This window comes from Novipirellula caenicola, from assembly GCF_039545035.1.
Lineage (GTDB): Bacteria > Planctomycetota > Planctomycetia > Pirellulales > Pirellulaceae > Novipirellula > Novipirellula caenicola.
Genome location: NZ_BAABRO010000001.1, coordinates 1114341 through 1126675, shown reverse-complemented (window position 1 = coordinate 1126675; position 12335 = coordinate 1114341). Strand labels below are relative to the sequence as shown.

At 55.9% G+C, this 12335-nt stretch carries 10 protein-coding genes; 3 read left to right on the top strand and 7 right to left on the bottom strand.

The window, feature by feature from the left end; genetic code table 11:
- Positions 1-3: 3 nt before the first annotated feature.
- The 7 genes from ABEA92_RS03785 to ABEA92_RS03755 form a co-directional block, all read right to left on the bottom strand.
- Positions 4-1002, bottom strand: a complete 999-nt coding sequence (locus ABEA92_RS03785) for a pilus assembly protein TadG-related protein (protein ID WP_345682452.1) — start codon at positions 1000-1002, stop codon at positions 4-6.
- Between the two features lie 4 nt (positions 1003-1006).
- Positions 1007-3658: a CpaB family protein gene (locus ABEA92_RS03780; RefSeq protein ID WP_345682451.1), complete on the bottom strand. Its 2652-nt coding sequence runs from the start codon at positions 3656-3658 to the stop codon at positions 1007-1009.
- Positions 3659-3795: 137 nt separating this feature from the next.
- The gene (locus ABEA92_RS03775; protein ID WP_345682450.1) at positions 3796-4686 is read right to left on the bottom strand and encodes a TadE family protein; all 891 of its coding nucleotides are present in this window, start codon (positions 4684-4686) and stop codon (positions 3796-3798) included.
- Positions 4683-5147, bottom strand: coding sequence for a hypothetical protein (locus ABEA92_RS03770; protein ID WP_345682449.1), 465 nt, complete (start codon positions 5145-5147; stop codon positions 4683-4685). Before ABEA92_RS03770 ends, ABEA92_RS03775 begins: the two co-directional genes overlap by 4 nt.
- Before the next feature lie 85 nt (positions 5148-5232).
- A complete protein-coding gene (locus ABEA92_RS03765; protein WP_345682448.1) occupies positions 5233-5655 on the bottom strand; it encodes an A24 family peptidase in 423 nt (140 codons plus the stop codon).
- 99 nt (positions 5656-5754) lie between these two features.
- Positions 5755-6117, bottom strand: coding sequence for a class III signal peptide-containing protein (locus tag ABEA92_RS03760; RefSeq protein ID WP_345682447.1), 363 nt, complete (start codon positions 6115-6117; stop codon positions 5755-5757).
- A 358-nt stretch (positions 6118-6475) separates the two neighbouring features.
- Complete coding sequence (locus tag ABEA92_RS03755) at positions 6476-6892, bottom strand: DUF2946 family protein (RefSeq protein WP_345682446.1); 417 nt, start codon at positions 6890-6892, stop codon at positions 6476-6478.
- Between the two features lie 922 nt (positions 6893-7814).
- On the opposite strand from ABEA92_RS03755, the gene ABEA92_RS03750 reads away from it, so the two are divergent.
- The 3 genes from ABEA92_RS03750 to ABEA92_RS03740 are packed head-to-tail and all read left to right on the top strand — an operon-like array spanning position 7815 to position 12332.
- On the top strand, positions 7815-9020 hold the full coding sequence (locus ABEA92_RS03750; protein WP_345682445.1) for a DUF58 domain-containing protein: 1206 nt from the start codon (positions 7815-7817) through the stop codon (positions 9018-9020).
- Entirely contained in the window at positions 9001-11370 is a 2370-nt protein-coding gene (locus ABEA92_RS03745; protein ID WP_345682444.1) for a transglutaminase-like domain-containing protein, read from the top strand. Before ABEA92_RS03750 ends, ABEA92_RS03745 begins: the two co-directional genes overlap by 20 nt.
- On the top strand, positions 11367-12332 hold the full coding sequence (locus ABEA92_RS03740) for an AAA family ATPase (protein ID WP_345682443.1): 966 nt from the start codon (positions 11367-11369) through the stop codon (positions 12330-12332). Before ABEA92_RS03745 ends, ABEA92_RS03740 begins: the two co-directional genes overlap by 4 nt.
- Positions 12333-12335 lie beyond the last annotated feature (3 nt).

The following is a 12335-nucleotide window of genomic DNA, read 5'->3' as shown; positions in this document are numbered from 1 at the left end:
GGGTTAGGTTCCGGGGGCCAAACGAGCAACCAAGAGGCCGCCGACGATAGTTTTATTCTGCGTCATCACATCGTCACGAACGGTCGCGTCGATTTGGTTCCAGGCAGAGCCTTGTCTCCCGATCGCGTTCGCGATCGCAACGCTACTGGGTAAAGCGACTGCACCTTCAATCCTCCCAAAGCCAACGACTCGATCAACTCCGTCGATGGTGGAAAAGATGCAGCAATAACCGTCAATTGGCGTGGCTCCACCGACATCGGTGACTGTTTGGCCGATCACCGTTTTGGGTGTGTCCATTTGCCGCGGGTTGGATCGTGATCCGTTCCAATCCGCCAAGGAATATCCGATCGCGATTGCTCCAGGGTAAATCAAACTACCAGCCGTGTCGTTGATCGGTGGGCCAACACTCAACGCTTTCTCAGTGACCGCCCTCGCAACCCCTCCGGCAGCAATTCCATCTCCAATGCTTTCACGATTCAACAGAGAACCTCTCGCAAACAGGTACGGAACCGACGGACCTTCAGAAAGAAGATCATACGGTTCGAGGACCGTGCCACCTCGTTGAATCGCCACCGTAAATTCGCTTCCATTGACGGGATTCAAGCTTCGCTGCATCGTCGGTTTGTAGGTTTGATCGTTTGTATCGACCGTCATCAGTTCACTAGCGTTCAAATCGAGATTGCCCGCGCCACCTGAAAAGGCAACGATCGGACCGCCGCCTAAAGCACCTATATCGCCATTGGTTTCATCGAGGTCATCGTCGAAGGTCCAAGCGATCAACACTTCGGCGGCGACTTGGCGATCGCCGTAGCTCACGATTCCTTCTCCACGCAAACCTTCGAGCGCCGCCGCATCGGCTGCGGTTTGCATTTGTCGCTGTGCAACCCTTGCAAAGCCTAAGTCGATAACCAGCGCCGCCATCGCGAAGAGTCCGAACAACATCGTTGCGACCAACACCAACACGTAACCGCCTCGCCTGTTCTTTAATCGACGTTGAAGCATTTGGCTACTCCCGATCAAAAGCGTAGGTGTCGCGGTTACGACCGACGATCACGTCCATGAAACGAAGACTATCCGTGGAATCAAAATTAGGAATTCGTGGTTGCCCAACACTTGAATTCAAAATTAAGGGATGATTCAAAGCGGCATTCGTACGTGGTCGAACAACGGCGACTAGGCTTGCAACGGAGTTGCTAGTGCCGCGATCACCGCTATTCTTGTCGCGTGGGTCATCACGTCCAGACCCTTGTCCAGTCTCGCGTTTTTCACGACGATCACTGCCTGAATCGTTTCTGCTGTTTGTACCCGAGGACTTAACGTAGGCAAGCGCCGCCTGTAGAACCGAAACATCGCTGTTGTGCATTTCAAGTGCGATCGCAGCGGTATCCACCCTAATGATCCAGGCATTGTCAACGACGACTTCTGACCAAGGGCGATTACGACTCAAGCCGCTGTAAATCACGTCGTTTGAGATGGACGAAACATCGCGAAGCAGGATCGACAAAGAGTCGCCTTCTTCAAAATTGCCAAGAGATTCAATTTCCTGCGGGGAAACGACAAGAACGGAGTTGCACGGCTGTAGCTTCGCGGCGAGACCGGCGGTTATTCCAGCCGGAAAGAAGTCATCTTCTCGCAGAACCTCCCATCGTTGCTTCGTGCGAGTGAGAACCCTGCCGTAGTAGAAACCAATCTCGCTCGATTCAATCGCCCCGGCGAATCGAGGATCATTGTTAGAGACGTAGCGGTACATTGGCCCACGACGGTTTGTTAAGTAAACCGCTTCGTCGAATGCATCGAGTCGTGTCAGTTTTCCGGGAACGATTGCGACGCGCTTCATGCCGGGACGAATTCTCTCCTCGCCATAGATCGAAAATGAAAACAGCGGGTTCTCGGTCACCAACGCTGCTGCGACGTTTTCCGCATCCAGATTGCTGACTGCGATCATGATGGGCGGTCGACCAAGCTTGATGTGACTTTTGGCACCATCTTTGCTATTCTCTTCAAGCTCTTGCAATTGTCGGTTCGCAGGTGCGGGTGCTGGGAATCCAAGGGGACCGATAACGACGGCCTCCATCGCAACAAACCATGGTTCACCTCGGTAAGCGAACGTCTCCTCAAATCCACGCTCCGTCTCTCGAGATCGTTCCAGTTCTCGTTCAAGGACTCTGGTTTCACCAGGCGTTGTGATCGTTTCCTTTTTGTTTTTTGTAATGGCATAGCTGACCATCAGATCGATCTTATCGCCAATTTGCAGATGCTCACTTCCCAACAAACTATCGAACGGGATCGCAAATGCACGCATTCCTGGTGGAATGAAACTAGAAATCGCTGGCCTATCCCCGACCGCCGCAGCGGAAGGTGCGTCGAGTGCAGGCTGCTGCAGTGTCGAAACGAATTGAGTTTCATCTAGCGAACGAACGACCGTTGAACCCTCGGTTTTCGACCAAACACTCTCTTCCTTTTGATCTTCGGGTGGTCCTTTCAATAAATCGCTGTGCCGCAAATACCGCCCCGCCGGGATATCTTGTCGCACGATCGCGCCTAGTGCTTCATTGATCGACGTGATCGCTCCGATGCGATCGGCCTCTTGTCTTGAAATCGTCTCGGTCTTTACCGCTCGCGTTGCGGGACTGACGAACGCATCGCGAGAAACAACCGCGTAAGCCAAGATCGGTCGCACCGTTACGGGGACGCGAACTTCGTCGACGCGAGCGGTCATCAAACTTCCGTCATTTTCGCTTTCCGGTTTCATCGAATGAGCAACGCAAGTGATCGGTAGTTCTTGATTGAGCGCATTTTGCAGCGGGATGACGTCATCCGCCGCAACCGCGATCGCGACTTCGTACTTCGGAACGTTTTGCATCGTCTTGCCGTTCATCAAAGAGGCCGACGAGGAGACTTCGTTGCGCACGTAAACCGGACGCAGCACCTTGGCGTTCTGAGCCAACAGTTGAACTTCGCTGGCGGTTGCCGGCTTCGACGACGAATCATCGCCCATCGGAACGCTCGCCAATAAGTCGATCAAATCGCCGGCACCGAGTGAATGGACGCCGGTCAAACGAGTCGCGTCCAAGGTGATCGCTCTCATGCCGTGCGGCGTAGCGCCCGCCAATCCTTCGGGCGTTCCTTGCGGAAAGAACGTACTTTCCTGAAACCCCATTCCCGCACGTTTATCCGCTTTGACAACGCGACCGATGATCGCGTTGATGTTCATGATCGCACCGCCCAACGAGAACGTTTGCCCCTGTCGCACTTCGGCTCCGCCGCTGACCACAAACACCACTTCGTCGTCTACATTTTTGATCGACTCGACACGACTTTCAACGTGCGATCCGTTCTGGTCCACGCCCACAATCGACATTCCAACAGTGGCTTGCGGTGGAATTTTTTGAAACATCAGTCCGCCGTCGGACGGGTTCATCAATTGCCGACGATCCACGCGACTGTAGGCCGGGATCGCCTGCGAATTGATCGGAATGCGAACCATGAACGGGGCTTCGACCGGTTCGCGATCAGCGAACGGATTTAATGGCACACCGGCAAGCCAGAGCGTGCCGACAATCCCGACGGACGCAAGAGCGAATAGGCCGAGTCCACCGAGGATCAGCGTTGGCATTCGCGACCGACGAGTGGAGTTGCGATAGTTTCGTGGTGGCATGGATGTTTTCTTCTATGTGTTGGTTTGCAACATCCGTGTTGTTTGAATCGTTTAATGTGTCATATCATCTCCCCCAGCGAAGCCGGGGGAGGTCGGAGCGAGCGAAGCAAAATCCGGGAGCAGGCCGGGTGCAATCATCACTGAAACACCTCGCGTCGATAAATCGCTTGTGCCGAAATCACTCGGCGAAATGGTCGCACGATTTGACCGAAAACTCCTTGAGCACCTAATCCGTATTCCCCGCCATAGGTTCCCGAATAGTTGTCACCGGACAGCAATGGCCGGGCGATCAAGTCACCGGGACGATCCGCTTCGTTCGACTCAGCCACTCCACCGTCATTCGCGACATTGCGATTTCCGACCGATGGTTCAAATGGCCCGGCGACGTTGGGCTGAAAGCTACTCATCGACGCCGATTGAAACGGATAGTTGATTCGCAGTGCGACGATCCCTTGCTGGGGTGAGGCAACGCTGAAGGGATCAAGATTCGCATCGCTTTCGATCTCTTCGACAACTTTGACCCAACGAATTGTTTCAGTCCCCGATCCGTCGCGACCAGTCACAAGCGGAATGCCAACCGTGTATCCCGTCATCGTTGACGGATCACTCAGCAGCGCACCCGGATATCGAATCAAATTCGCATCGGGAGTGCCATCGCCGTCGAAGTCCGGTCGATCAACAATCATCACTGTCGCGAGTTGCTGATTAACCAGCGGCCATTCCGGCACGACGTCTTCAAAAAATGATTGGCCGCCAAGCGTATCGAGATCGAACACCAAGAAATCGTCTTGATATACTGCGTCGAGCGAACCATCGGTCATCACCGTCTCAAAAGTGGTCACTGCCGGAAGCGGTGTACGCGAAATCTCCCGCGCCGCCAAATCCGCCGCTCCTTGCAAGCCTTGCGCAACATACAACGCATGCCCGAACGTCAAGATCGCCGCTAGCAACATGTACAAGACAAGTGCGACGACGGCGAACTCGACGAGCGATTGACCGGAGCGGGATTGGGGACGGACGCGTTTCATTTCACGTTCTTCATCAGTTCCATTAGCTTCGCCAGAACCTTGTGAAGTTCTTCGTGTCCGGCTTTCACTTCATCGTGCTTCTTGGCCATCGCGTCATGGTTAGCATTGAAGGCAGCGTGCTCCTTTTCCAAGTGCTCATGGTCGCTGGCATCGCCATCATTTTCGTGCGCCGCGATCTCTTCGGCGTGGTGCATCGCATGGTCTTCGTGAGCACGAATTTCTTCGTCATGCTCGACCAGTTCCGCTTCGTGCTCATAGATATGAGCCTGGAGCTTGGCGATCATAGCGAGCGCCCGCAGATGCTCGACTCGCATCTTTGCATGCTCAGCCGCCCACTTATCGTGCTGGGCATGAGCGGCTTCGTGTTCCTTTTTCATCCCCGCGTGATCGTCGGCATAGACGGTTGACAACGAGACTACGGATGCGAATCCCATCGCGGCGATCATGAGTGATTTTGACATTTGTTTCATCCCTTTGTGCGAAAACTTAATTGACCAAACCCATTGCCCGCTAACCCTCTCCCCTGTAAAGCCAAGAGTGAAGGGACTAGAGCAATGAAACGATCTTAACATACCAAACAAATCCAGCCGTAATTGCGGGAACGTAGGCGTAGTCTCGCTGGCCGCGAAGCATCGCGATCAGCGACAGCACGCCACCGGCGATGGCCATTCCAAAACACAGAATCAATATCCCGGCTGGCCCCAATAACATGCCCAGCGAGGCGATCAGCTTTGCGTCGCCGCCACCAAGCTGAGCGAATTGAAACAATCCGTAGCCGAGCAACAATCCGACGATTCCACCTGCGACGGCCCACATCAATCCAATTCCAAGCCAACCAGCCAGTGAAGCGACGATCGCAACGACGGCGATCGCGATCGAAATCCAATCAGGGATCTCACGTGAGCGAAAGTCGCAAACGGATGCGATCAGCAGTAACGCGAAGGCGGCGGTGAGTGTGGAAGTCAGCATGAAGGCGTCGATTCAATTCCAAAATGCAAAAAGGAAAACCACTCATGGCGTGTTAAGTCGCCATGAATGGTTGATGCGTCCGTGCGATTAATAGTGCGACTATTGGCCAGCTGCGGGTGCTGGCGCTCCACCTTCGAGGATCAATCCGCCGAAACCATCGCCTGAGGCGCCCAAGACGTTGCCGTCCAGGCGACCGGAGTCTGAATTAGCGAGAATCGTCGCGGCGTCCAGAGCGATTGCACCAGAATCCGCACCGGTGGTTTCAATCAGCTTGCCACTGACCATCGGTCCGTTGTCATCGGGGTGTGCGCCAGGAAGAATCGCTGCGGTCGCACTGATCAAATCGCTGGTCTTGTGGCCGAATACTGAAACGGCCGCGGCACAGATCAATGCCACACCGGCGATGATCAAACCGTACTCAACCAGGCCTTGGCCCTTCTTGTTCTTAAACAACTTACGCATTTTGTTTTCCTATCATGAAAACGAGTTTACTGAAAAAATGTTTTGCCGCCTGACCAAAGGTTCCGCATGACCAGTGCAGGCGTGTGCAGCGGCGACGAACAAACCGCACACGTTGTTTTGATTAGCTAGCGTGCGAGTTGTGGCGCACCGATAGCCTTGATTTGCAAAAGAAGCCCCACCGCGCAGGCATAACCGATCGGGTTTGGTCGGACCGTTGACCGATCACACCGCGCGCGGCGGGACATGTGAAGTCAGAGGTCCATTGGGTGGAGAATCTGTGGGATTGGCTTCCAGGGTGTCAACGAAACGACCGCACACAGGCTGAAAGCCTATGCCATGTCCACGCAGACCGAAGCACTTACGCCAAAGCGGGCGGTCCACGCGGTTTGGCGATAGAGAAGGGGGCGACGACCGGATCTTGGTCGGTACCCACTAACAGAAACTCGCACACATATTCCGGTGCAAGCGTTGTCGTCGAAACAGAGACCACCCCGATCGAACTGGCCAGTGACTGGCATAACGCACAGGTGTCTGAATCGTGTTGATCTGCCGGCTCGGCAGGCCGATCGGGATCCTCTATCGGCTTGTCTGAGTCCGCCGCGCTGGAGGAATGGTGGCAACATCCGTGCGAGCAAGTGGTGCTCGGGGCATCTGAAACGGCAACTTCACCACAACCACCTTCGCAGGTGGCCACGTGCAACCATGCTGGTGCATGCCCGAAGGCAATCATGCAGCACAGGATGCTCGATAGGACAGGCCGAACCAGCGAAGTCATTGGGGACGTTCGTTAATAGAGAGAGAGTTATGTTGCAAAATGGTCCGACCAAAGATCATTGCTGCCCATTACGATGACCAGCGAAATACGGTTCGTCAAGTCAGTTCAAAAAACTTTTCGCCTGGCTCTCTTGGCCTCTTGTGATATCAAGCCGATGGCGAACTGACCATTTAGATTAGGTGAAGCCCGATGAAAATCCGCGGCGCACCGAACGCATTCGCTTGACGCTGCGTAACCGCCCGATAACAATTCGCTCAATCCTTGGTCGGATCGTTGAGTTGAATAAGGCGTTGCTGACGACGTCGCAAAATTTCTTATGCTCTGCACGAGTTCCGGTCCTTTGTCCTCTCTCCGCCCACTAACGACTTACCTTCTGCTGGCGACCATGTTGCTCAGCAACGTTGCCGGGTGGGTGCATGTGAGTTGCTGTCACGGGACTGCGGAACGTTCCGTCGCGAGTCATGCGAGCGAGACGACGGCGGTTGCTTGCTGCAGCCACTGCCATTGCGAATCGGAACGCCAAAGGGAGCCAGCACCCGCGGACGATTCGTCGACTCCGCAGCAAGAATCGGTTCCTCACGATTCGGAATCGTGCCATGTTTGCCAGAACCTGTTCACTTCGCGGCACGCGATTCTGACGTCCAGCCTAACGGCGGTCTGGGAGCCCCTGGCGATTTGTCGTGTTCGGCCCGAGCTTGATGATGTCTCGGTCGAATCCATCTTTCGCAGCGGAGTATCTGTCCGAGGGCCACCGAACGCTTGAAGTCGTTCGTTGTTTTTACGTGACATAGGCTGTTTGCGTGCGCCGTCCCAGGCGTAGAGGATCTTGCGAAAGGTCCCTGCGCGGACGGGGATCTCTAGCTGGCTCCACTGCCGATGCCACGTTCCTCTCTGGATCTCTCGTACTTGAAGGTGCGCTCCCATGGCGATTGTCCATGCTGCGCCCGACGAGCAAGGTTGGTTGTCGCGTTTGATGACGACTGATTTTTGCCCGTGGGCAAATCGTTTCGTTTATTGGCTCAAAGAACCCATCGGATGGTTCGCTCTGGCGACCGCGATCAGCGTGATGATTGGGTTGTACTTCAGCCCGATTGGTTGGACGCTGGCTGCGTCGTTGACCGCGATTATGGCGATCGGGATGGCGTGGCCGTGGATCGCGGTTCGCGTCACCCGCTGCGGACTGCATCCTGAAACCGATGCAGTTCATGAAGGCACGTCATGCCGCATGGTGCTGAGCGTTCGCAATCGCATCCCGTTACCGGTGTGGGGACTGGCGATCGAAGGGTACTTGGATTGCGATTCCGACGATGAATCAAAGCCAACCGTCGGTCTAGCATGCGTCCCGCCACGGTGCACTGCGGACTATGCCGTTGAAGTCACGCCCACGATGCGTGGGCTTTATCCGGTCTTGACCCCCCAGGTCACGTGTTCGTTTCCGTTCGGAATCTGGACCGCCCGTCGTCCGATCAGTAACACAAGACCGCTGATGGTTTGGCCGAGGGTGTACAGGATTGCGGAGTTGCTGCCGCTGGTGGGTTTGAGCAACGCAGACCACGGAGACGGCAGTCGCGGTGGTCAGAGCGGCGACTTTGTCGGCGTACGCCCGCTGCGTCATGGTGATTCGGCCAAGCACATCAACTGGGTCGCGTCGGCTCGATCGGATTCGTTGATCGTGACCGAACGTGGCGGGCCGCAATCGGTGACTCTGGACGTGTTTGTTGACACTCGTTGTCATGCCGATCGCGAAGCGTTGGCTCGGCAGACCCGAGTCGCCGCCAGTGTGCTGACGTCTTTGCATCAATCGCGAATCAAGACCCGAGTTCGATTGGGCGATCGTCCGTTGACGTACAAACTCGACACCCGAGGCAGACGTCACATGCTTGATGCACTGGCGAGTGTCCCCGTCGACGGCGAAGCGTGTCGTTGCACCACGAGAGGCAGCGCAAACGCAAGCATCCATATATCGGGATCAGCCAATGGCAGTGTGCTGGTCACGATTGACAACCCACGCTGCGGACGGCGTGCTGGCGGTGCCGTTCGCGAAATCGTGATCGGTCCGCGTGAAGACTTGGCAGCCGCGATGGCGAATCTCTGGCGGGAGGTGCGTGATGCCAACGTTGCCGCTTGAGCGAAAAACGATGGAAGCCGTCGCCTTGGCAGTGCTGTCCGTCGCGGCGGTGGCATCGTTAAGATTTCCTGTTGAATCGAAAATGCTATTGATCGCCGAGTTGTCGGTAATGGCCGCAACCGTCGTAGGACAGGCGGCCAGCCTGTTTACCCGAATCCAGATGACAGGTTGCCAGCCGGTCCCGCGGATCGTGGGTTGGGTGTTGACAAGATCCACGACGATTGCGACTCCCATTGTTTTCGCCATCATCGCTCGCGTGACTGGTTCTCCGATCGCCTTTGAGATGACGGCGCTAGCCACGCTCGGTGCTGTTTCGCTGGCGTTATCAACAAGTGACAAGCGGTCGAGAGCGATGTCGTTGGTTGCGTCGGGATTCTTGACCTTGTTCGCAGTCGCGATCTCGGACAGTCGCCATGCGGTATGGATCGCGATCGCGTGGATGACGGTTTGTGTTTGGCATTTGGTCGCCAACCACTGGGAACGGCTCGAATTGTGTCGCGTCGAATGCGTTCGTCGCGAATCTGGCACTCGTCCTGTTACCGTTTTTGTCGCGATGGCGATTTGCATCGCGGTCGGCTTGCTCACGCGAGATCGTTTTGGGGAATCCAACCGATTGACGTTCGGGTTCATGCCAACCAGCGGCGGTTCGCAGTGGTCCGACCCTGCCGCCCGCAGCGGTGTCGGCAGCGGTGACGCCGCGATCGCCGCCAAGGATCACGCGGAATCGTTTGGCGCGGTGGAGTCCGACCTATTCTTGGAATCGACTGAATCGACTTTGTTCGACATGTTCAGCGATACGATCGGCGAACCGAAGAAGAAAACGAAGTGGGAACGACGCCAAGGAATGACGGCCGACCGAGTCCTGGAGGCACACGAGAAGACAGCCAAGAGCGAGAAGGGGGGCAGCTACTTTTCAACTGACCGGATGCCGGCCGAGAAACACCTGCATTTGGACGATGCCGTTGATCGTGCGGTCATCCAATGGGCCGGGCCGACGGGAGTCCGATTGGCGATGAATCGCTATGACACATTTGACGGTGTGAATTGGTCGAACGAGGCGAAGCATGGCAATGAAAAATTGACGCGGCGAGAGATTGCCGGAGCGGCTTGGTTTTGTGATCCGGAGGCGGAACCTTTGGCAAAATCGACAACCGAAGTGAACTTGTTGAAGGTGCTGCGATTGGATTCGGTGCGGTTGCCCACGCCGATGATGACGTCGGCATTGCACATCAAAGACGTCGATCGACAGGACTTCTTTGCGATCGACGACGATGGTTCGTTCTTCATGCCAGGCCGCGAGAAAGTGCCGCAGTTGACGGTCGTGAATGTCGCATCTACGAGAGTGATGGAGGATGAGTTGTGGGATGGACTGACACTTCTTGCACGCTCTGGGACGGGCGAACGTAGCGATGGCACGGCGGTCGTTGACTTAAACCCAAATATCGAATTGACCCCCGAAGAGCCCTCCTCGACCAATACCGCATCCGACTCTCCCGCAAGTGGTCGGGTGAAGCAGGAGGCACCGAAACAATTGACAAGCCTTGTTACGCAGTGGACCGCCGGACTGGATCACCCTTACGAAAAACTGCAAGCCATCGTTGCGAACCTTCGCGAAGACTTCACCTTCGATCGTTCCGTCGAGAATAATTCATCCGATCCCGTCGAAGGATTCCTTCGCAGCGGTCGTGGTGGTGATCATCTATTCGCGACCACGGCGGCACTGATGGCTCGCGAGATAGGTCTGCAATCGCGATTGGTAACCGGATTCTATGTGCGACCATCGGCCGTCGACCTTGCAGCAGGTCACACCAATGTATTGCCCGAGGATGTTCACGTCTGGGCAGAAATTCAACTCAACGATGGTCGCTGGTTCGAGGTCGAACCGACACCGGGGTACCAAGAACCAATCTATACGCCGTCGACCTGGTTGGTTGCGAAACAGTTTGCGGTGGCGCGGTGGCCACACATGATTTCGCTGCTCACCTTCGCTGGCTTCTTGTTTGCAACGCGTTTGTTCTGGATCGAAATCGGGCTCAGCGCCCTGTATCCCGTCGGCGTGATCGTGTGGCCCCGAGGTCGCATTTCGTTGGCGATGCGAGTGTTGCAAACGCGAGCCAAGTATGCCGGTTGCCCTCGTGTCGCGGGACAACCGCAACGGGATTGGCTGCTGGCGATCACGTCCACCCATGATCAACTACGCGAGACCGCCCGCCGGTTTTGCGACGCTGCCGACCAAGCAACGTTCGCTGGCGGCGAAAACCGATTCCACGAACACACCGTTTCCAGAGAGCTGATGATGAAGCTGAAAATTCAAGTCCTCCGTCAACTAACCACCGAGGCGACTGCATGAAATTGCTCAAAAAACCGGTTGACGAATTGGTCGACGTTGAAAGCGTTGGTGAAACGCTCGATGGTTTGCGAAGTCAGCTGAACAGTGTCCTGTTGGGCAAGACCGAAGCGGTCGAACTGGTCATCGCGTGCCTTTTGGCCCAAGGTCATTTGTTGATGGACGATTTGCCGGGAACGGGCAAGACGACGCTGGCCAAGGCGATCGCTGCCTGCGTCGGTGGAAAGCTGGCCCGAGTCCAATGCACGCCGGATTTATTGCCGTCGGATGTGACCGGGTTCAATTTGTTCAACCAAAAGACTCGCGAATTTGAATTTCACGCGGGGCCGGTTTTCTCGGACGTCTTGCTGGCCGACGAGCTGAACCGGACGACGCCGCGAACCCAAAGCGCGTTGCTCGAAGCGATGGCCGAACGCCAGGTGACGATCGACGCGGTGCCGTATTCGTTGGCAAAAACCTTTTTTGTGATCGCAACACAAAACCCGATCGACTCGCACGGCGCGTATCCGCTTCCGGAAGCTCAATTGGATCGGTTCACGATCAAACTGAAGATCGGCTACCCCGATCGTGCGTCGCAGATCGACATTTTGGAAGCGGCATCGCGGGCGGATTTGTCCCGCCAGGATTCGTCCGCCGTTTTGTCGTTGGACGAACTCGCACGAATCCAGGAACAAGTGCGAACAATCACGGTGCACCCGCGAGTGCGTGAGTACTTGGTGGATTTGGTGGAGGCGACTCGCGAGGACGCAGCAATTGAGTTGGGGGTTAGCCCTCGAGGCATGTTGTTGTGGCAACGGATCGCTCAGGCGTGGGCGCTCCTGCAAGGCCGTGGTTTCGTCACGCCGAGTGATGTACTGCACGTCGCGAGACCGGTCTTGTCAGTGCGTTTGCTGACAACAACCGACGATGTCGACGGAGTGATCAACCGTTTGTTGGATGCCGTTCCCGCGCCGGAGTACCGATGATGA